The organism is Paraburkholderia sprentiae WSM5005 (assembly GCF_001865575.2).
Taxonomy (GTDB): domain Bacteria; phylum Pseudomonadota; class Gammaproteobacteria; order Burkholderiales; family Burkholderiaceae; genus Paraburkholderia; species Paraburkholderia sprentiae.
Window position 1 is genome coordinate 969,701 of record NZ_CP017561.2, and the last position, 21,203, is coordinate 990,903.

General features: G+C 60.4%; 14 protein-coding genes. 6 read left to right on the forward strand and 8 right to left on the reverse strand.

Annotated elements, in window-relative coordinates; translation table 11 throughout:
* The first annotated feature begins 86 nt into the window (after positions 1-86).
* The 4 genes from BJG93_RS04530 to BJG93_RS04545 all read left to right on the forward strand — a co-directional run bounded on the left by BJG93_RS04530 (position 87) and on the right by BJG93_RS04545 (position 6,362).
* A complete protein-coding gene (locus BJG93_RS04530; protein WP_027197152.1) occupies positions 87-1,385 on the forward strand; it encodes an ATP-grasp domain-containing protein in 1,299 nt (432 codons plus the stop codon).
* 10 nt (positions 1,386-1,395) lie between these two features.
* The gene (locus BJG93_RS04535; protein ID WP_027197153.1) at positions 1,396-4,095 is read left to right on the forward strand and encodes a CoA-binding protein; all 2,700 of its coding nucleotides are present in this window, start codon (positions 1,396-1,398) and stop codon (positions 4,093-4,095) included.
* Between the two features lie 140 nt (positions 4,096-4,235).
* Positions 4,236-5,534: an MFS transporter gene (gene tcuC, locus BJG93_RS04540; protein ID WP_027197154.1), complete on the forward strand. Its 1,299-nt coding sequence runs from the start codon at positions 4,236-4,238 to the stop codon at positions 5,532-5,534.
* Between the two features lie 45 nt (positions 5,535-5,579).
* The gene (locus BJG93_RS04545; protein ID WP_027197155.1) at positions 5,580-6,362 is read left to right on the forward strand and encodes a substrate-binding domain-containing protein; all 783 of its coding nucleotides are present in this window, start codon (positions 5,580-5,582) and stop codon (positions 6,360-6,362) included.
* A 15-nt stretch (positions 6,363-6,377) separates the two neighbouring features.
* Here BJG93_RS04545 and dctA read toward each other — a convergent pair whose 3' ends face one another.
* Positions 6,378-7,679, reverse strand: coding sequence for a C4-dicarboxylate transporter DctA (dctA, locus tag BJG93_RS04550; protein WP_027197156.1), 1,302 nt, complete (start codon positions 7,677-7,679; stop codon positions 6,378-6,380).
* Positions 7,676-8,605, reverse strand: coding sequence for a LysR family transcriptional regulator (locus tag BJG93_RS04555; RefSeq protein ID WP_027197157.1), 930 nt, complete (start codon positions 8,603-8,605; stop codon positions 7,676-7,678). Before BJG93_RS04555 ends, dctA begins: the two co-directional genes overlap by 4 nt.
* 957 nt (positions 8,606-9,562) lie before the next feature.
* Here BJG93_RS04555 and BJG93_RS04565 point away from each other — a divergent pair.
* Positions 9,563-10,912 carry an iron-containing alcohol dehydrogenase gene (locus BJG93_RS04565; RefSeq protein ID WP_231337434.1) on the forward strand — a complete coding sequence of 450 codons (1,350 nt, stop codon included), beginning with the start codon at positions 9,563-9,565 and terminating at the stop codon, positions 10,910-10,912.
* Between the two features lie 154 nt (positions 10,913-11,066).
* Positions 11,067-12,578, forward strand: a complete 1,512-nt coding sequence (locus BJG93_RS04570; RefSeq protein WP_027197159.1) for a CoA-acylating methylmalonate-semialdehyde dehydrogenase — start codon at positions 11,067-11,069, stop codon at positions 12,576-12,578.
* 113 nt (positions 12,579-12,691) lie between these two features.
* Here BJG93_RS04570 and acuI read toward each other — a convergent pair whose 3' ends face one another.
* From acuI to BJG93_RS04600, 6 genes are all read right to left on the reverse strand, one after another.
* The gene (gene acuI / locus BJG93_RS04575; protein ID WP_027197160.1) at positions 12,692-13,699 is read right to left on the reverse strand and encodes an acrylyl-CoA reductase (NADPH); all 1,008 of its coding nucleotides are present in this window, start codon (positions 13,697-13,699) and stop codon (positions 12,692-12,694) included.
* Positions 13,700-13,844: 145 nt separating this feature from the next.
* The gene (locus BJG93_RS04580) at positions 13,845-14,684 is read right to left on the reverse strand and encodes an ABC transporter permease (RefSeq protein ID WP_027197161.1); all 840 of its coding nucleotides are present in this window, start codon (positions 14,682-14,684) and stop codon (positions 13,845-13,847) included.
* Between the two features lie 4 nt (positions 14,685-14,688).
* On the reverse strand, positions 14,689-15,951 hold the full coding sequence (locus BJG93_RS04585; protein WP_051374377.1) for an ABC transporter permease: 1,263 nt from the start codon (positions 15,949-15,951) through the stop codon (positions 14,689-14,691).
* A 52-nt stretch (positions 15,952-16,003) separates the two neighbouring features.
* A complete protein-coding gene (locus BJG93_RS04590) occupies positions 16,004-17,041 on the reverse strand; it encodes an ABC transporter substrate-binding protein (RefSeq protein ID WP_027197163.1) in 1,038 nt (345 codons plus the stop codon).
* Between the two features lie 39 nt (positions 17,042-17,080).
* The gene (locus tag BJG93_RS04595) at positions 17,081-18,172 is read right to left on the reverse strand and encodes an ABC transporter ATP-binding protein (RefSeq protein WP_027197164.1); all 1,092 of its coding nucleotides are present in this window, start codon (positions 18,170-18,172) and stop codon (positions 17,081-17,083) included.
* 375 nt (positions 18,173-18,547) lie between these two features.
* A complete protein-coding gene (locus BJG93_RS04600; protein WP_027197165.1) occupies positions 18,548-21,046 on the reverse strand; it encodes a CoA transferase in 2,499 nt (832 codons plus the stop codon).
* Positions 21,047-21,203 lie beyond the last annotated feature (157 nt).

Genomic DNA, 21,203 nt, shown 5'->3' on the forward strand with positions numbered 1-21,203 from the left:
GCTTGTCACGCCTGGCGCTTTCGCCAAACGACCAATCCGAACACCCGTTTCTTTCTATATCGCTATGCCCTTCAGGAGACAACTTCATGCAAATCACCGGTATGTTGCACGGCGCGCGCCTGCTGCAATTCGTCGGATTTCCGGCGAGTGAGATCCTCGGCCCGAGCGCGAGCGAAGAGGAAGTCAAGGCGCTGATCGACCGTCATCGCCAGATCTTCATCAAGCCCGTCTTCAAGGGGGGAGTCGGCAAGAAGGGCAAGGCAGGTTTGCTTGGCCGCGCGACCGACCTGAAGACCGCGCTCGCGGAAAAGGAGCGGCTCTACTTCGCCGAGCATACCGTCGGCCACATCAAGGCGAAGGCGAATGGCGTCACCTTCGAAGCCGGTGTGCCGGCCACGCACGAAGTCTACTTCTCGATTACGGATTCCACCCGCTTTCGTGCGCCGACCATGACGCTTTCGCATGTGGGCGGCATGGACATCGAGGAAGTCGACCCGAAGCAGGTGGCGATGGTGCCGTTCGATGCGCTGACCGGGCTGAAGGCGTTCGTCGTAGCGAATGCACTGAGCGAGATCGGCGCGCCGAAGGAGATCATTTCGCCGCTCGTGCAGCAGTTGCCGAAACTCTGGGAGCTCTTTCACGACTTCGGCATGACGACGCTGGAGTTGAATCCGATCCGCATGCGCGAGGACAGGCACGGTCGCCTTACGCCGGTTGCGTGCGACTTCAAGTGCGGCTTCGATCGCGACGATCCGCGCTGGGCGCGTCTTGGCCTGCCGCCTCATCTGTTCGCCGCCGATTACTCGGATTTTGAGCAGGAGATCAACCAGCTTCGCACCCATCAGGGCCAGAGCGACGTGTATGTCATCAACGAGAAGGGCACGATCCTGGCCCCGACCTTCGGCGGCGGCGCCAACTCGCTGGTCACCGAAATGCTGGGCGACGCCGCGATCATCTCGTCGGATTTCGGCGGCAATCCGCCTTACGCGAAGATGAAGGAAGTGGCGCGCATCTGTTTCAGGCACTGGCTCGGACAGGCGAACGTGCTCTTCATCATCGGCGGCAAGTCAAATAACACGGACATCTACGAGACGCTGCGCGCCATGGCCGACGCCCTGCGCGAGCACTTCAGCGAGCACGGACCGACACCGCTTTATGTCGTGCTGGGCCGTGGAGGTCCGAACCTCGTGCGGGGCATGTCGGCGCTGAGGGACACATGCGACTCGCTGGGCCTGCCTTACCGGCTGTTCGGCTTCGACTCTGACATCAGCGAAGTGATCCAGTACGCACGCCAGGCGGACGCCTGGATGCGCGCCGGTGGCCGCACCGAGATCGCAGCAAGGATTGGCGCGTCACCAAGGCAAACCGAAACGGCTCGTGCCTGAGGAGATCGACATGTACAAGCAAGGCAGCAATACGTTCAGGTATTTCGTTGGCGTCAGCTCACTCGCACAGATCGCCACGCGCGAGGATCGCGTGTGCGTGCTCAACATCCTGGGCGGTGAATCGTCGGACGTGACGCCCGTGAGTCACGCATTCTCGGGCGGTAACGTCGTATTCGGCACGGCGCCGGGCAAGGGCGGGCAAGTGCTCGCGACGCCGGCCGGCGATATCCCCGTGTACAACAACGTCCGTGAGGGGCTGCAGGCGGGACACCGGTTCAACTGCGGCGTCGTCTATCTGCCGCCGTCCGCGGCCCGCGACGGCGTCGCCGAACTGATTCGCGTGAATCCCGAGTTGCGGAAGATTTTCATCATCACCGAGAAGATCGCGGTCCACGACGCCCGCGAAATCCGCGCGATGGGCCAGCAGGCGGGCATCGACATCTTCGGCGCGAACGGCCTCGGCGTCGCCGATTCGTGGAATCGCGTGAGGATCGGCGGAGCGCTCGGCGGCGACAATCCTGACGATTCGTTGCGCAAGGGCTCGATCGCGATCTTCTCCAACTCCGGTGGCTTCAGCACGACGATTGCGCAATACCTGCGCATGGGTGGCTGGGGCACGTCGACAGTCATTTCCAGCGGCAAGGACGTCTATATCCACTATGCCGCGCCGGAATTCGCGTTCGCACTCGCCAACGATGCGCGCAGCAAGGCTGCGGTGCTTTACTGCGAGCCCGGTGGCTACTACGAGGCCGATGCGGTCTTCACGAAGCCAGTCGTCGCGTGCGTCGTGGGACGGTGGAAGAGCCGCCTCACGCGGGCAGTCGGCCACGCCGGCGCGATGGCCGGCGGCAACGACGATGCGCAAGCCAAGGAACGCTGGTTCATGCAGAAGTTCGGCGTCGAGCGCCTCTTCACGCCGGATGATCCATGCTGCTCGACGAAGGGTGCCGTGGTGACGAACATCGCGCACATCCCGGCCGCGCTGAGCGCCGTGATGCGCGCCAACGCGACGATGCCCGATTTCGACTCGGAGGGCAGTCTCGCGCTCAAGCCGTGGTTCGGCTCCGATCAGGGCCTCGCGTTGCCGGACGGCCTCGCGATTCCGGTCGTGGAAGCTGTTGCGCCGTATAACGAGCAGGTCCATCAGGTCAATCGACAGATCGGCGTGATCGCTCCGCGTCAGGCGCTCAAAGACGCATCGGGCGCATCGCAGATGGATGCGAAAACGCAAGTGAGCAGCCTGTACGGCGCCTCGATGCTCGACGCGGCGACGCATTCGCTCGAAGCGAACGTCAGCCTTGCCCTGCTTCACGAGTTCGGCGGAGAAAACGACGAGAAGCTCGTCGATGTGGCGATCGCTGCGTCCGTCAATCTGCACGGAACGCCGGAACTCGCGGCAGCGCAAGCCGCACGCGAGGCCGGCAATGCACCCAACGCCATCCTGGCCGCCGCGGCCTCCATCATCGGGCCGAACCGTCAGCGCGCGGCGCGGGATGCCGCGAAATGGATGATCGAACGCTTCTCGGCAGCCGGCCTGACGAGTGCGCTCGACGAGAACTTTGACATCGCCCGGATCGACGTAAACGGCTGCGAGCCGCTCTTTACCGACACGCGCGATCTGCGCGCCGAAGCGATGCTCGCGGGACTCGCCGAGCGTCGAGTCAGATCGGTCATCGTGCGCTGGCTCACGTCTCAGCCCGCTCACCCGACGGCAGACGCTGTTCTGGCCGCGATCTCCATGACGCTCGCGTGGGGACCGCTGATGCGCAAGCGCATCTCGCGCGTCACGGCCGAGAGCCTGCCCTGGTGGACCATGTTGTTCGGGACGCTGATCGGTGCATCGGCGGACGCCTCGCGACACCGTCCCGACGGCTTTTGCGGCTTTACCACGCAAGCGCTGCTGAACGAACGCAGCCTGACGGAAATCTGTTTTGCCGCGTTGCTCAACCTCGCGCCGGGACCCAACGATCTGTTCGCCTTCAAGACGCTCGTCGGTCTGCTGCTCACCAACGGTCCGGGCGCCATCTCGGCGCAGGGAGCAAAGGGCGCGGTATCCGCCGACGGCCCGGAAAGCCCCGAGCGCGTGCAACTCAACAAGGCGCTGGTCGGCTTTCTCACCCATACAGGCTACACGCACGGCGGCAATGGCTATGAAGGCATCGCCTTCCTGATCGAAGCGTTCAGGGACAGCGGGCTTGCCGATCCGTCCGACCCCGCGCACGGCGTGGACCTGCGCTCGCTCGCCGAGCGCTCGGCCGAGCGCTATGCGCAGTACAAGGCCCGACAGAAGCATGCCGGCAGCCTCGATATCGCGAAGCTGCCGGGCGTGAACCATCCCGTCTTCAAGGACAGGCCGGTCAACTACGATCCGCGCGAAGTGTTCATCGCGGAACTGTGCGGGAAGCGTGGGGAATATAACGTGTTCCATGCGTTCTATCGCGAACTGGTGCAGGCGTTGTTTGATGCCGGCGTCTCCCGCAACGTGTACTGCGTAAACGTCGATGCCGTGATCGCGGCGCTGCTGCTGAAGATGCTGTGGCAGCCGCTGCAACGTGGTGAATTGACTGAGACCGATCTGGAAACCGCCGCATTCACGATCTTCCTTTATCCCCGCATGCTCGGATGCGCGGCGGAAATCGACGATCACCTGAACCGGGGGCGCAACATGGACACCCGAACGCCCGCGTCCCAGTGCCGCTTCGTAGCTTGAGCGCTTCGCCGACACCGATAACCAGCGGACATCAATCGTTTCGAAAATAGCACTTATCGTTTCGTGCGGTCCGGGCGAATATTCGACAAACAACAAATCGCCCGAACACCGCAAGTTCAAAATTTTCTGGAGACACCTCGATGCATCCCTCCTCACCCCCGCTGGCCCCCGGGCAATCGAAGCCATTCGCCGTGCTACGCGTGACGGCAGGCAACTTCCTGGAGCAGTTCGACTTCTTCCTGTTCGGCTTCTATGCCACGCAGATTGCCGCGGTCTTTTTCCCGGCGGGGAGCGAGTTCGCTTCACTGATGATGACGTTCGCAGTGTTCGGCGCTGGCTTCCTGATGCGGCCGCTCGGCGCGATCATCCTCGGCGCGTATATCGACGATGTCGGTCGCCGCAAGGGCCTGATTGTCACGCTGTCGATCATGGCGAGCGGCACCATCCTGATCGCGTTCGTGCCCGGCTATGCGACGATCGGACTATTCGCCCCGGCCCTGGTTCTCCTTGGCCGTCTGCTGCAGGGCTTCTCCGCGGGTGCGGAACTGGGCGGCGTATCGGTTTACCTCGCCGAGATGGCGACGCCGGGCCGCAAGGGTTTCTTCACGAGCTGGCAGTCGGCGAGCCAGCAAGTGGCGATCGTCATCGCTGCCGCGCTCGGCTTCGCGCTGAATCATTGGCTCGACACGGCGACGATTGCTGCGTGGGGATGGCGCGTGCCGTTCTTCGTCGGCTGCATGATCGTGCCGTTCATCTTCATGTTGCGGCGCAATCTCGAGGAAACGCAGGAATTCAAACAGCGCCAGCACCGCCCGAGCATGAAAGAAGTCTTCACGACGCTCGTGCAGAACTGGAACGTCGTGATCGCGGGCGTGCTGCTCGTCGCCATGACCACCACGAGCTTCTATCTGATCACGGTGTATGCGCCGACTTTTGGCAAGACAGTCCTGCATCTCAGTACCGCCGATAGCCTGCTCGTCACCCTGTGCGTGGGGATCTCCAACTTCATCTGGCTGCCGATCGGCGGCGCGCTGTCGGACCGGATCGGACGCCGTCCACTCCTTCTCGGAATGACGATGCTGGCAATTGCGACGGCGTATCCTGCGCTATCGCTGCTGGCTCACGCGCCGAGCTTCGTCAACATGCTGCTTGTGCTGCTCTGGCTCTCGTTCATGTACGGGATGTACAACGGTGCGATGATCGTCGCGCTCACCGAAGTGATGCCGGTCGAAGTGCGTGTCGCTGGCTTCTCGCTGGCCTACAGCCTCGCGACGGCGGTCTTTGGCGGTTTCACACCCGTTATCTCGACCGCGCTCATTCACATGACGGGCGATAAAGCCGCGCCGGGCTACTGGATGAGCTTCGCGGCGGTCTGCGGGCTCGGTGCCACACTCGCACTGTATCGGCGCCGTCGCGTTCCGCTGCATGCGGCTTCCTGAAGCAGCGCTTCGCTGCTCGAACTTCAGCCTGACGTTCCTTCAACCATGAAATCCATCCTTCTGAAACTGTGCACTGCGGCGCTCCTCGGCAGCGCCGCCGCTGCGGCGAATGTGCAGGCCGCCGAACTACACGTGATGAGCTCTGGCGGCTTCACCGCCGCCTACAAGCTACTCGGCCCGAAGTTCGCGGCGTCCACGGGCAACACGCTCGATACCGCGCTCGGACCGTCGATGGGCAAGTCGCCGGAGGCCATTCCGAACCGGCTTCAGCGCGGCGAACCTGCCGACGTGGTGATCATGGTCGGCTATGCACTCGACGATCTCATCAAGCAGGGCAAGGTGATCCCCGATTCGCGCGTCGAGCTCGCGGATTCGCGCATCGGGATGGTCGTGCGCGATGGCGCGCCGAAGCCCGACATCGGGTCCGAGGCGGCGCTCAAGGAAACCTTGCTGCATGCCCGCTCGATCGCCTACTCGGATAGCGCGAGCGGCGTCTATATCGAGCGCGAGTTGTTCAAGCGGCTCGGCATCGAGGAACAGGCGAAGGCCAAGGCGAAGATGATCCCGAGGATCCCGGTGGCGTCGGTGGTCGCAACCGGCGACTACGATGTGGGATTTCAGCAGGTGAGCGAGTTGCTCCCGGTGAAGGGCGCGGCTTACGTCGGTAAGATTCCGGAGTCGGTGCAGTCCGTCACGCGCTTTGCAGGCGGCATCCCGGTCGGCGCGCAGCATCCGAAGGAGGCGAAAGCGCTGCTCGACTATCTCGCGTCGCCCGCCGTGCAGCCGGAGGTGACATCGACCGGGCTCGATTCCGTCGCCACGCATTGAGACGACGGCAACGATTCAGCCCGGCAGGTCGGCGGGCTGATCGAAGGCTTCTTCGGGCTGGTGCGCCAGGCTCAATGCATCCTTCAGACGCGTTCGGTCGCAGGCGCGCTCCCACATCGATACGAAGATCACCGCGCAGGCGTTGCTGATCACGCTCGTCAGGGCACGCGCCTCGGACATAAAGCGATCGATGCCGACCAGTAGCGCGACGCCTGCAACCGGCAGATCGGGAATGACGGCGAGCGTCGCGACGAGTGCAACCAGTCCGCTGCCCGACACGCCCGCCGCGCCCTTCGACGTGATCAGCATGACCACGAGCATCGTCGCGATCTGGCCGCCCGATAGGTGTACATCGCACGCTTGCGCGATGAACATCGAGGCGAGCGTCAGGTAGATCGCCGTGCCGTCGAGATTGAAGGAATAGCCGGCGGGCAGCACGAGACCCACGATGCCCTTGTCGCAGCCGAGCGCTTCGAGCTTGACGATGAGGCGCGGCAGCACGGGTTCGCTCGACGACGTCGCGAGCACGATAACGAGTTCCTCGCGAATGTAGCGCAGCAAACGCCAGAGGGAGAAGCGATGCAGGCGTGCGAGCGGACCGAGCACGCAGACCAGGAACAGCAGGCAGGCCGCATAGAACGACAACATCAGCATGCCGAGCGAGCCAATCGAATGGATGCCGAAACGGCCTACCGTGAACGCCATCGCGCCGAACGCCCCGACGGGGGCAAGCCGCATGATCAGCGCGAGGATGCGGAACAGCACGTGTGCGACGCTATCGATGAATTCCTGCACTCGCCGTCCGGCGCTTCCGCTGGCGTTCAATGCGAAGCCGAACAGAAGGGCAAGCAGCAGGACCGGCAGCACCTCGCCTTTCTCGAAGGCGCCGACGAGCGTCTCCGGAATCAGATGCAGTGCGAACTCGACGAGCCCGTGCGACTGCGTGCGCGTCGAATACTGCGCCAGCATGGCCGTGTCCAGATGATGCGCGTCGATGTGCAGTCCCGCACCCGGATGCAGCGTGAACGCGGTCGCGAGGCCCAGAACGAGCGCAACGATGGTGAGAACGTAGAACAACGCGAGCGCCTTCAGGATGGTCCGGCCGATCTTCGAGCCGCTCGCAAGCGACGTGATGCCGATGACGATCGTGCAGAAGACGATTGGCGCGATCATCATGCGAACCAGCGCGACGAACGCATCGCTGAGCGGCTTCAGCGACGCACCGACCTGTGGCCAGAAGTGGCCGACGGTCATGCCGAGCCCCATTCCAAGCAGGACCTGGACGTAAAGCAGCCGGAATGGCCTTGGCAGTGTCATTTCGGGCTCTTCTTCGCCGCGCGGGCCATGCCGCTGCGCTTCATGTCGAGAATCGTCTGATAGAACTGCTGCGCGGCCGGCGCGAGCGGACGCCCCCGGCGTCTGACAATACCCACTCGCCTCGTCACGACCGGATCGACGAGCGGCACGCTGGTCAAAATCGGGTGGTCGCGCATGGGCATTGCCATTGAAGGCACCGCTGCTGCACCGAGTCCCGCTTCGATCAGGCCGAGCATGGTGGTGACATGGCGAGTCTCGCAGACGCTCGGCACTGCCGGCGCCACGTTGGTCAACGCCTGATCGAGCAGCAGGCGGTTGCCAGAAGTCTTGTCCACGGATACATATTCGTGTTCATAAAGCTCGTTCCAGGTCACCTGCTTTTTCCTGGCAAGGGGATGATCGCGACGGCACGCGGCGACGAACCGTTCCTGCAGCAGGACCTTGAACTCGACCTCGGTTTCCTGGCTCCCCATGAAGCTGACGCCGAAATCGGCTTCACCGCTGATGACCGAGCCGAGCACTTCGTTGGCGCTCGAGTCCAGCAGCTTGACCCGGATACGCGGATAGCGGCTGTGATAGGCGGCAACGACGCTCGGCAGGAAATAGTAGGCGACCGACGGCACGCATGCGATGGTCACATGACCGAGGCGGCTGCTGGAGACGTCGCGGATGCCGAGCAATGCGACATCGAGATCGTCGAGAAGTTGTTCCGCGCTTGGGGCGAACACGCGACCTATGGTGGTGAGCGTCACGCTGCGAGTGGTCCGCTCGAAGAGCCGCACACCGAGCGCCGCTTCAAGCTTCTCGATGCGCCGGCTCAGCGCTGGCTGCGAAATATTGACCGCCTCCGCTGCTTTGCGGAAGCTACCCAATTCCACGACGGCTCGAAACGCCTGCAAATCGTTCAGGTCGAAGTTGACACCCACGGGCCATCCTCCGCGTTTTCGATGCGGCTATTTTGCATGATGCGGGTGAAAGCGCCCATCGAGGACAACTCTCGGTGATTAGCCCGCGAGGGGTTACCGAAGGCGGGATCGAGGGCCGACCCGATACGATAAGCGATAGTCAGGCACAGCGTTGCACCGACACGATGTTCGCCACTATCTTGCACGCGCCCTCGCAATAGCAGCCCGTCGAACTGCTGCCCGAGCATTTACGCAACCGGCCAACTTCGCTGAACCAGGTACCCGCCGAACCCATTCGTCGATGCCCTGGCCGTCCCAAACGGAGCTTCTCCGATCACAATCCCGGCTGATCACCGGTTACACAGCGTGGGGATTTTTACTTCGACACTCCCTCGACGAGCAGCCCGGACCGAAGGATGGCAAGAACAGCGGTCGTGACCTCGACTCGCAATACGCCTTGCGGGAGTTCGATTCCCGATGTGGAGAATAGACCAGTCGGCTATTTTTGCTGCAGTACACCCCTCAAAGCCAAGCCTGGCAGCGGTTTGCCGAGGATTTCAGATTTCGGGGGATGGGCAAAAATAGCCTTCCACTTCGCTCCCGACGGCCAAAGCCATAAGTAAAGCGGACCCATTACGGTCTTTTTTATTGCTTTACCCGCTCCTCGTTCTACCCGACAGTAACCTCAGCGCGCCGCCACGGCAGCTTGCAGCCGAAACGCGATTGATCAGTGCTGACGGCTACCTATGACAATGATGACCTGCATTGCAGAAAATCTGCGGGTCCGGGAGACGAGTCGATGATCCATATGGACAGAAGCTTAATCAACTACCGGCTTACGAAGTCAGGGGCCATTCACTTCGGCCAACACACGGCCGGCCCGGCCATGGGCACATCACCTTGCTGCTACCTCTATTAATGACGCGGGATTTATTGCGTCATTGCGATGCACGCCTGCAGGGACCTCTCGAACAGGTGATGCGCAACTGGGCATTAAGGAACACCGAAAACCATACCGCTCCGGCAAGTTTCACCATTCTCAATATCAAAGATATCGACTTCTTATTATCTAAATTATCGAAAAGACAAGACATCGAGCCGAAGACTTCAATTAATGAATGGATCCCGGCTAGCTTTTTATATTTAACCGACATTAATACTGGATTCGATATGTCTAACCAAATGATTTTGCCGCGCATCCTTCAGGTCGGCGCCAACGCCAGCGAGACAGTTTCCACGGTTCTGGCGACTCTCGGCTGCAGTCGCCCCTTGATCATCACCGACAAGATGATGGTGCAGCTGGGCTATGCCGGGCGCATTCAGGAAGGTCTCGCCGCCAATGGCAGGACAGCCGAAATTTTCGCTGATACGGTCCCCGAGCCCACGGTTGACTCGATTCGAGCTGGCGTGCAGAAGGCTCGCGCAGGAGACTACGACAGCATCATTGCACTGGGCGGCGGCAGTCCGATCGACAGCGCCAAGGCTATTGGCATTCTTGCCAAGCATGGTGGAGAAATGCGCGACTATAAATTTCCGCGCATTGTTACCGAGGTAGGGTTGCCCATTATCGCGGTGCCCACCACTGCGGGAACCGGCTCGGAAGTGACCCGTTTCACGATCATCACTGACGAGCAGAACGACGAAAAAATGCTTTGTGTGGGCATCGGCTTCATGCCCGTAGCAGCCTTGGTCGACTACAACCTGACCCTCAGCCTGCCGCCGCGCGTCACCGCCGATACGGGTATTGATGCGCTGACCCACGCGATCGAGGCCTACGTTAGCCAGAAAGCCAACCTGTACAGCGACAGTCAGGCCTTGGCGGCCATGCGCTTGATTGGCCCCAATCTGCGTAAAGCCTATCGATCCGGCCAGGATACAGCCGCCCGCGAAGCCCTGATGCTCGGTTCGACGCTCGCGGGTGTGGCGTTCTCCGCTGCATCCGTGGCGCTGGTACACGGCATGAGTCGACCGATCGGCGCTTTTTTCCACGTTCCCCATGGCCTGTCCAACGCCATGCTGCTGCCCAGTGTGACCGCGTTCTCGATCCCGGCGGCGGAAGAACGCTACGCTGAGTGCGCTCGTGCCATGGGCGTGGCCGACAGGCAGGACAGTACGCAGACCGCCAATGGCAGGTTGCTCGCTGAATTGCGGTCGATCAACGCTGACCTTCAGGTGCCGATGCCTGAACAATTTGGTATCGACCGCGAGCGCTTCTTCAGCTTAATGCCGACCATGGCACAGCAGGCTCTGGCCTCTGGCTCTCCTGGCAATAACCCACGCGTGCCCTCGGTCGCGGAAATGGTCGAGCTCTACCGCGGTCTCTGGTAAGCGAATTCCCCCTCAAAAAAACCGCATCGGATCTGTCGAAGTGACGGTCATTCAGACGCAACAACAACTCTGGCCATCGGAAGGCAAAACCCTATTCCCATCGCCCGTTTTTGTGGCACTTAGAACCTGTTCCAATCCCAGCAAGGAGTATGAAATGCAGCCCTTCAACGACGACGCAGACGTGGTTCACTTCATCAACGGTCGCCACGTGCCTGGCTCAGGCACTCGAAAGCAGCCGATATTCAACCCCGCGACCGGTTCTCCTGCACGCATGGTGCACCTCGGCGACGCGTCCGACGTAAGTGCCGCAGTAGCGTCGGGGAAACAGGCGTTCCAGGGATGGAGTAATACGCCACCCATCCGTCGCGCGCGCGTCATGCGCCGCTTTCTCGAACTGATGAACCAGTACAAGGACGAGCTGGCAGCGATCATGACCGCCGAGCACGGAAAAGTGTTCAGCGATGCGCAAGGCGAAGTGGCACGGGGCATCGATGTGATCGAGTTTGCCTGCGGCATTCCGCAATTGCTGAAGGGCGACCATACGGAACAGGTGTCGACCGACATCGACAACTGGACGACCCGGCAACCACTCGGCGTTGTCGCGGGAATCACGCCTTTCAACTTTCCGTGCATGGTTCCTTGCTGGATGTTTCCGATTGCGATTGCCGCAGGCAATGCGTTCATTCTGAAGCCCAGCGAGCGTGATCCGTCAGCGTCGCTCTACATGGCCCGCCTGCTGCAGGAAGCCGGGTTGCCTGACGGCGTGTTCAACGTCGTGCAAGGGGACAAGGTAGTCGTGGATGCGCTACTCGAGCATCCTGACGTAAAAGCCATCAGCTTCGTCGGTTCGACGCCGATTGCCAACTACATCTACGAGACGGGGGCAAAGCACGGAAAACGGATCCAGGCGCTTGGCGGAGCGAAGAATCACATGGTTGTGATGCCCGACGCTGACATTGATCAAGCCGTCGACGCTTTGGTCGGCGCAGGCTACGGCTCCGCGGGGGAACGGTGCATGGCGATCTCGGTCGCAGTCCTCGTAGGCGACGTTGCGGACAAGCTGATTCCGCGGCTCGCTGATCGAGCACGCTCCGTAATAGTAAAGAACGGCATGGAGGCCGACGCCGAGATGGGGCCAATCGTCACACGTCAGGCGCTGGAACGCATTGAAAACTACATCGCGATTGGTCTCGAAGAAGGCGCGTCGCTGGTTGTCGATGGACGTGGCCTCAAAGTTCCGGGGCACGAGGAAGGCTTTTTTACCGGTGCCACGTTGTTCGACCACGTCACGCCGGAGATGCGCATCTATCAAGAGGAAATCTTCGGACCGGTGCTGTCCTGCGTCCGTGCGAAGGACTTTACAGAGGCCGTCGACCTGGTCAACGCGCACGAATTCGGCAATGGCGTCGCCTGTTACACTCGCGACGGACACGTCGCGCGCGAGTTCGGCCGGAGAATCGAGGTTGGAATGGTTGGCATCAACGTACCGATCCCGGTACCGATGGCGTGGCACGGGTTTGGCGGCTGGAAGCGTAGCTTGTTCGGTGACACGCACGCGTATGGCGAGGAAGGCGTCCGGTTCTATACGCGTCAGAAGTCAATCATGCAACGCTGGCCGGAGAGTATCGAGCAAGGTGCCGAATTCGCGATGCCGACGGCGAGATAGCCTTTCCACTGCAAAATCCGCTACAGCTCCCGTGCTGCCACATCCCGGCACGGGAGAGCACACCACCGGTCCCGAAGTCGCAGGCCTTCAAATCCGAACGGAAGCGTCCGACATCATGCGCTGCGGCAAATGTCGACAACCGTTCGACCGCTCAGCTTTCCATCCATCATTTGCACGGCTGCCTCGGGCACGTCGTGCAACGCTATCAGGTGCGTGAGTTCGGCGAGCTTTGCTCGATCCAGATCTGCAGCGAGCCGATTCCACGCAATCTGACGATGAGCGATCGGACACATGACCGAGTCGATGCCCAACAGTTTGATACCGCGCAGAATGAACGGTGCAACGTTCGCCGGGAACTCCATGCCTTGCGCGAGACCACACGCCGTCACGACGCCGCCATATTTCGTCTGTGCGCATGCGTTGGCAAGCGTATGCGAGCCGACAGAATCGACAACCGCCGCCCAGCGTTCTTTCTGCAACGGCTTGCCGGCTGCCGACAGCGAGTTCCGATCGACCACATCGGCGGCGCCGATACGCTTCAGAAAATGCGCCTGCTCGGGCTTGCCCGTCGACGCCACGACCGTAAATCCCCAACTGCTCAATAGCGAGATTGCCACGCTGCCCACACCGCCGCTCGCGCCGGTCACGAGGACTTCACCGTCGGCCGGCTTGACACCCGCCTGTTTCAGCGCAAGGCAGGACAGCATCGCCGTGTAGCCGGCCGTCCCGATTGCCATGCTTTCGGCCGTTGATAGTCCCTGCGGTACCGCAATCAGCCAGTCGGCCTTCAGGCGGGCTTTCTCTGCGAGGCACCCCCAGTGTGTTTCGCCGAGGCCCCATCCGTTGACGAGGACAATATCGCCCGCTTTCCAGCGAGAATCTGTCGATGTCACCACCTCGCCGGCGCCATCGATACCCGCGATCATTGGCCAGGCGCGTACGACCGGACCGCGGTTCGTGACCGCTAGCGCGTCCTTGTAGTTAAGCGTCGAGTGCGCGATACGAATGAGCACTTCGCCGGCTGCGAGGGGATGCTCGTCGAGGGTTCGGTCATCGAGGCTGGTAACCCCGGCCGAAAAACCGTTGTCATTCTGCTGCAGATAAAGGGCTGAGAAAGCCATACTTGTCCTCTCTGACGGTAAACGCACGCGGTCAGGCATGGCGAAGTGATACATCCAGACAACATAAACCATTCGAGGATGTACCACTACGCCATGCCCGACGGGTTCCACGGGCATGAGGCGACAGGTGCCGCGGCAAGCAATGTCACGTCGCTATCTGCCGCGCCGCGCTTCTGGACCTCAGCCACTCCATCGTCACTAGAAGCAGGCTGGAAAATACAATCAGAATTGTCGCAAGGGCAGCAATCGTCGGAGTAATGTTTTCCCGCAGGCCGATGAACATCTGCAACGGCAGCGTACCTTGTGTCGGACCCGCGATGAACATCGTGATGACGACATCATCGAGCGACGTGGCAAATGCAAACAGGGCTCCAGAAATAACGCCCGGCGCAATGATGGGCAGGGTGACGGAGAAGAACGTCGTGACGGGCGACGCACCGAGGCTCAGGCTCGCGCGCACGTAATTCTGGTTGAACCCGGCAAGGGTGGCGTTGACAGTTACCACCACGAATGGAGCAGCGATAGCGGTATGACCCAGAATCAGACCAAGGTACGACCCGGCTAACCCCCACTTCGCAAAGAACAGATACATCCCGACGGCAGTGACGATCACCGGCACGATCATCGGCGAGATCAAAATGCCGATCAGCGCGCCCTTGCCTTTGAACGTCGCCTTGTTGAGGCCTAACGCGGCCAACGTCCCGAGGACAGTGGCCAGGATCGTGGCAAGCGGAGTTACGATGAAGCTGTTTTTTCCGGCACGAAGCCAGTCAATCGACGTAAACAGATTGTGGTACCACTTGAACGAGAACTTGTGTATCGGATAGACCAGGAATGTATTGTCCGTGAAAGAAAGCGGGATGATCACCAGTATCGGCAAGACCAGAAAAAGCAGGATCATGACATTGGTCGATCGCAAAACGTAGTGCCACGCGATCTCGGGAGCCGACGTATAAGGTGCAAAACGCGATATGGTCGTTTTCATGGTCCTAACCTACCTTCAGTTCATTGCCGACGATCTTTCGATAAACACCGAAGAGTATCAACGTCACGAGAAGCAAAACCGCTCCCAGTGCGCACGCCATCCCCCAGTTCAAGGCCACGTTCGTGAAATAGGCGATGTAGTAGCTCACCATCTGGTCGCCGGCTCCGCCCAGCAATGCCGGAGTAATGTAGTAGCCCAAAGCCGTGATGAATACCAGCAGTCCGCCGGCGCCGACTCCTGGCAGCGTTTGCGGAAAGTAGACCTTCCAGAACGCGCCGAACGGGTGACTACCCAGCGAGATCGCTGCCTTCGTATAGCTGGCTGGCACCGATTTCATGACGCTGTACAGCGGCAGAATCATGAACGGCAGGAGGATATGAGTCATCGAGATCAGCACCCCCGTCCGGTTGAACAGCAGTGTCAATGGAGACGATATCAGGTCCAGCGACAGCAACGCCTTGTTGACGAGGCCCGATCCTTGAAGGATGACAATCCAGGCGGAGATCCGCACGAGGATCGAAGTCCAGAAGGGAAGGAGCACCAGGATCATCAGCAGATTTGCCTTACCCGCCGGCAGACTGGAGATCCAGTATGCCAGGGGGTAGCCGAGGAGCAGCGCGGCGAGCGTTACCAGGCCGCTAATCACGAACGTTCGCTTGAATACCTCCCGATATGCCGAGGCGCCTGGATCGACCGGAACGATGTCACCGACAGAATTGCGACGGTAGTCCATCGTCGCGAGGAGATACTGGCTTGTGTATCGGGATGAATCTTTAGCGATTGCCTGCCAGTAACCGGGATCTTCCCAACGCCTGTCGATTTCGATCAGCTTTTGTCGAACCTCATGCGCAGGCAGCGCTGAATCATCGTCGCCGAACGGAAGTGCGCTCGAAGTCTTGTAAAACAACGAACGGAAACCCGCCTTCTGCCCGTTCAGTCGACCGGCAGCGGTACCTGAACTGTTGTTCCCGCCGTTGCGCTCGATATCGAGCATCAGCCCGCGAAAAGCGTCATCCGGAACCGCCGATTTCCGATCCCAGTTTCGCAGCGCCGCCGTCGTGTCTGGCAACGCGTCAACGACTTCCGGACTCTGAATCGACCGCGAAATCATGGATGCAACGGGCATCACGAATACCAAAAAAATGAAAATAGCAAGAGGAGCGATTAGCGCCAGCGCCGCCATCTGCTTGCGTAAATTCACGTTCCTAAGCGATCGCTTGAGCTCACGCAAATGCCAATCCTGCTGCTGAGTAGTTACCGCGCTCATGTCTCTCTCCTTCGCGTACCCATGCGTTCGAGCGATGGGTACACGATTCGCGTTATTTCGCTGCCCACGCGGTGAAGCGCTGTTCCAGCCCGTCGCCGTGGTCGGTCCAGAACTCTACGTCGTTGGGGATAGCGTCTTTGCCGTTCTTCGGCGAGTTAGGCAGGTTTGCAAGAGTGGTTGCATCAAGCAACTTTAAAGCGCCCTTGTTGGTTGGTCCGTACGGGATGTGCTGGGCGAACGTAGCTTGAGCCTGAGGTCCGAGCACGTAGGCAAGGTACTTCTCGGCTGCATCCTTATTTTTTGAGCCCTTCGGAATCACGAAAAAGTCCAGCTCATAGACGCTTTGGTCCCACGAGATCCCCAGGTTCTTGTTCCCTGCCCGCATTGCGGCGTCGATGCGGCCGTTATACGCGGTGGACATCGAAACGTCACCGGCGACCAGGAACTGCGGCGGCTGTGCGCCAGCCTCCCACCACTGAATGTGTGGCTTGAGTTCGTCCATCTTCTTGAACGCCCGATTGACGCCAGCCTCCGTGCCCAGCACGGTGTAGACGTCTTTCGCCGGAACGCCATCTGCCATCAGTGCGAACTCGAGGTTATAACGCGCCTCCTTCTTCATGCCACGCTTGCCAGGAAATTTCTTGACGTCCCAGAAATCCTTCCAGCCCTGTGGCGTGCCCTTCGTCAGCGTCGGGTTGTATGCCAGCACGGTCGACCACACGAATGTGCCGGCAGCGCAGGGAGTCACCGATCCAGGCACCAGATCACCCTTTTTCGCGATCTTCGACCAGTCGAGCTTCTCGAAGAGTCCGTCCTGACAGCCGCGTCCGATGTCTGCCGACTCGACTTCAACGACATCCCACGTGACATCTTTGGCGTCGACCATCGCTTTGACTTTGGCCATTTCGCCCGTGTACTCAATCGCATTCGTCGGAATGCCGCTCGCTTTCGAGAACGGTTCAACCCAGGCAGCTTTCTCGGCGTTCCCCACGGCGCCACCGTAATTGACCGTCGTAAGGCCGTCGGCCAATGCGAAAGCGGAACAACACATCATGGCAGCCACGCCGACCGTATTTCTAAAGAACCTCATTTCGTTCTCCTTGGCACAAGGTGATTTCGCTACGCGCGGTCAATTGAAAACTCGTAGATGATCTTCATGAAACGACAACGCGATTCGATTTCCCGGTTGGACATAGGCCGCCCCGTCCTGTCCGAGCGGAACCTTCACGAAACACTCTGTTTCTCCGGGGCAGCGGCAGCGTAGCCGGACGTGATCGCCGAAGTAGATCATCCCAAGCGTTTCGCTGTTGATGACATTGCGCTGCTGTTCGGATTGCCGTCCAATCGAGAGCCGCTCGGGACGGATCACCCCTGTGGCGTGGCTACCGACATTGAGTCCGGCAACATTCAGCGCACGTACGGTCGTACCGTCTGCAATGCACAACTCGCAATAGTTTCCATCCCGGCTTACGACGGTGCCTTCCACCCGGTTACTGTCACCAATGAAGTTGGCTACAAACAGATTCCTCGGCGATTCGTAGAGCGAGTCGACCCGGTCGAGCTGTTGGATCACCCCCTGATCAAAGACCGCGACTCGATCAGACATCGTGAGCGCCTCACCTTGATCGTGTGTGACGTACACAAAGGTCAGGCCAAGAGATTCGTGCAATGCCTTGAGCTCTATCTGCATGTGCACGCGCAGCTGTTTGTCCAGCGCGCCAAGCGGTTCGTCCATCAGCACAAGCTTTGGGTTGAACACCAACGCACGCGCAAGCGCCACTCGCTGTTGCTGACCGCCTGAGAGCTGAGCTGGCATTCGCTTACCCAGCTTTTCCATGTGGACCATCTCGAGCGCCCGCTTGACGCGCGCGGCCCGTTCGTCTGGCGGCATCTTGCGAACCTTGAGGGGATACTCGAGGTTCTGTCCGACGGTCAGGTGTGGAAAGAGTGCATAGTTCTGAAATACCATTCCAATGTCGCGTTTATGCGGCGGAATACGATTGAGCAACTGACCATCCAGCCAGATTTCTCCATCGGTTGGGTATTCAAACCCGGCGAGCATCATGAGACAGGTGGTCTTTCCCGAGCCAGACGGACCAAGCAAAGTGAGAAACTCCCCCTTCTGTATGTCGAGATTCAGGTCTTTGACGACGAGTGTTTCTCCGTCGTATGTCTTCCGAACATTGCGGAAGCTCACAAATGTGTTGCCCTGGTCTTGCATGATCGTTACCCTCAATGTCTTTCGGTGCGGAAGGCACCTGGCAGCGCAGGCGGTCGCGCTGTGTCTGCAGATCGGCTGCGGCGACAGGGAGGCGCACAGGGTACCTCCTTCCCCATGCCTCGCCATCGGCGTTTTCGCGCCATGTGCTGCGTAGCTCGATTGAGATTCTCGATAACGATTTCTGCGCCTCGCCGGGTGTTTTCGGTACCCGGGAGCTTGCGGTGTCGTACATGCATCTTTGTCTCCAATCTTATAAATAGTCGAACACCCCTTCGCTACAGCCTTTTTTCTTCTAGGGTGCTTGTTGCTATCGGCCGCGCCCACGCATCAGCGGAGCGGTCGCGATGTGTTCCGGCTTGCCCGCAACGGTGACGTTCAGCTGGGCAAGTACTCTTCGCACCAGCTTTCGCCGACCGCCCCTCGCGCAATCAACGTCGCAATCTGGGTATCGCTGTAGCCCATCTTGCGCAGAACCCCTCGGGTCGAGGCACCAAACTTTTCTGCTGGCGCCAGTGCGCGGATCGGAGCAACGTGGGGGCGAATCGCAAAAGGATCGAGTTGGATGACGCGTCGTCCACTCGGATGCTCGGCATACACACTGAATGAATAGCTGGCGTTATCGATACCCGGACGATTGTCAGCAGGGCGGCTGTAGCGTTGGCGCAAGTTGTCGATATTGTCCGGAATGGCTGCCGCCACATTGGCCGCTTGCAACCGCGTCTGCCAGGTTTCGGCGGAGGCCGTGGGGAACGCGGAGCTGAGAAACGCTGCGGGATCTGCCGCGTCGCGGATGCCCGTCAGTCCCTCTACGGCGTTTAGCTTGTCCAGTTCCTTTTCGCTGGCGTCCACATACAACCAGTCATCCGCGGCTCGAAAGAAGCGTGACAGGTTGCCAAAGCCCTGGGCGCTACGGCCGGAAGGCTCATCGAACGGGGCCCGCCGCGGGTAGTCGTAGCAGAAGGGAATCTGCACCAGGTTGCCGAGCGATGCCAGGGAGGTCCGGGCACGGCTGATCTGGCCGGTTCTGGCTTTGCGATATAACGCGGCGGCAATGCCGAGCGCTGCAGCGAACCCGCAATTCACGTCAATGGTTCCGACGTGAGCGTGTTCCTCTGGCGTTGCCATGCCGCCGCCGAAGCGCAGCATGATGCCGGTGCTGGCCTGGATCAAGTCGTCGTAACCGAGATAATCGGTCCGTGGGCCGCGACGCGGTCCCCCAAAGCAATCCAGTTGACAGAAGATCACGCCAAGGTTGACGGCCTGGAGACTGGCTTCGTCAAGACCCAAAGGTGCCAGTTGACGATCCGGTGCATTCATCACGATCACATCAACCGAACGGACCAATTGGTTAAACACCTCGCGTCCGTCAGGGCGGTTCAGGTCGACCAGGACGCTTTGCTTGCCGCGACCCGAAGACATGCCAAAGACCACTGTGTTCCAGGGATCATAGTTGGGTGTTACGGGGTCGAGCTTGATAACGTCGGCGCCGAACCGGCCGAGGTAGGAGGTCGAATGCGGACCCGCGATGACATTGGTCAGATCGAGGACACGCACACCATCAAGCCAGCCGCCAACACGCTGTTCGGTTGGGGGCGGCAGTGCCGTGGGCGCGCACTCATCGAGGATGGCCAGGGCTTCTTTGAGACTCACCGTGCGGCGTGCGTCGGGCGAGAGCATCAGTTCGGCACTGTCTTCCAGCCAGGCGATCGCGCCAGGCTGTTTCATGTTGCCGTACTGGTGGTCGTCGACATCGACCACCAGACCCGCGGCGTTGGCGTGCTCGTCGTGCAACCACTCCTGAGTCGAGCGGTGGGGTGCCCCGGGAAAACGGCCTTCGCCGAAGATGTTTTCCCACTCGGCTGCTGTCCTGGTCAGGAACACCTCCTTCATGCGTGCCGAAATGCGCCGGGCCCAATGGGCAGGCAACGGGTAGACACCGAGTGAGGCATCCCCCTCCCACTGAGAGATAGGAAGGTATGGGTCGCTCACTGTCGGCAGCCCGGCAGATAGCATTTCCTCGTACAAGCCCATCGCCTGAAGGCAACGCTTGGCGTGCGAGCGGTGTGACGGGCATACCGCATAGAACTTGCGACCGTCCGCGCACTCGTACGTGCGGTAAAAGGGGTCGAGATATTCTTGCAGTTCTTCGTAGCTGAGGTTCATCGGAAGATTTTCCGACCGCCGCCGCTCAATTTCCTTTTCGCGCAAGGTCTTGTAGCGTTCGGGATAACCGTCGATCTTGATCGAGTTGTAAGACAGCCCCTCCATCACCGCCGCGGCCAGAGGCACCTCGATCTGATCACCCACTCCCGTGCGCTCCCGCGCTTGCAGAGCGAGTGCCACCGCGGAGACAGCCAGCATGGTGCCGTAGGACGAGGCTAGCGGCAGCGGCGAAAAGCTCGGGTTTATCCCCATCAGTACGCGGTTCTGGCCCATATCGGTGAATACCCCGGAGGCCGACGCAATAATCGGCTCGAGCGCGCGCCAGTGACGACGCAACTGGTCGTTGCTGGCGAAGCCAGGGATGGACAGCGTGATGAGCTCGGGCCTTTGACGACGCAGCTCGGCGAAGTCCAGGCCCAACCGGGTCATGACGCCCGGCCGGAAGTTCTCGATCACGATATCGGCACGCGCGATGAATGCCATGGCCGCCTCGCGCCCCTGCGCGGACTTCAGGTCAAGCTGCAAGCAATACTTGTTGCGGTTCAGTACGGCATTGGCCGGGCTGTCCCAAAGCGGCCCAGCAGGGGGATCGATGTGAATGACGGTGGCGCCGAGATCCGCCAGGATCATCGCCACGGCCGGGCCGGCGATGTACTGGCCAAAGTCGATGACTTTCACGCCGCTAAAAGGCAGTTGATTATGCTTTCCCATGGCTCACCGACTCATCTCCAGGACCTGCAGATTTCCGAAACGCAGGTCATCATTGTGGTGGGTCGCCGCCCGTACCAATCAACCGCATTTCGAATGCGAGGCGAGTGGCCTTGGCGACGAACTGGGGATCACTGTCGGATACAACGGGGAGCCGGTA

Bases quoted from the DNA above. Each gene is read 5' to 3' on its own strand.
- BJG93_RS04530 (WP_027197152.1), top strand. From the start codon at position 87: ATGCAAATCACCGGTATGTTGCACGGCGCGCGCCTGCTGCAATTCGTC.
- BJG93_RS04535 (WP_027197153.1), top strand. From the start codon at position 1,396: ATGTACAAGCAAGGCAGCAATACGTTCAGGTATTTCGTTGGCGTCAGC.
- tcuC (WP_027197154.1), top strand. From the start codon at position 4,236: ATGCATCCCTCCTCACCCCCGCTGGCCCCCGGGCAATCGAAGCCATTC.
- BJG93_RS04545 (WP_027197155.1), top strand. From the start codon at position 5,580: ATGAAATCCATCCTTCTGAAACTGTGCACTGCGGCGCTCCTCGGCAGC.
- dctA (WP_027197156.1), bottom strand. From the start codon at position 7,679: ATGACACTGCCAAGGCCATTCCGGCTGCTTTACGTCCAGGTCCTGCTT.
- BJG93_RS04565 (WP_231337434.1), top strand. From the start codon at position 9,563: ATGCGCAACTGGGCATTAAGGAACACCGAAAACCATACCGCTCCGGCA.
- BJG93_RS04570 (WP_027197159.1), top strand. From the start codon at position 11,067: ATGCAGCCCTTCAACGACGACGCAGACGTGGTTCACTTCATCAACGGT.
- acuI (WP_027197160.1), bottom strand. From the start codon at position 13,699: ATGGCTTTCTCAGCCCTTTATCTGCAGCAGAATGACAACGGTTTTTCG.
- BJG93_RS04580 (WP_027197161.1), bottom strand. From the start codon at position 14,684: ATGAAAACGACCATATCGCGTTTTGCACCTTATACGTCGGCTCCCGAG.
- BJG93_RS04585 (WP_051374377.1), bottom strand. From the start codon at position 15,951: ATGAGCGCGGTAACTACTCAGCAGCAGGATTGGCATTTGCGTGAGCTC.
- BJG93_RS04590 (WP_027197163.1), bottom strand. From the start codon at position 17,041: ATGAGGTTCTTTAGAAATACGGTCGGCGTGGCTGCCATGATGTGTTGT.
- BJG93_RS04595 (WP_027197164.1), bottom strand. From the start codon at position 18,172: ATGCAAGACCAGGGCAACACATTTGTGAGCTTCCGCAATGTTCGGAAG.
- BJG93_RS04600 (WP_027197165.1), bottom strand. From the start codon at position 21,046: ATGGGAAAGCATAATCAACTGCCTTTTAGCGGCGTGAAAGTCATCGAC.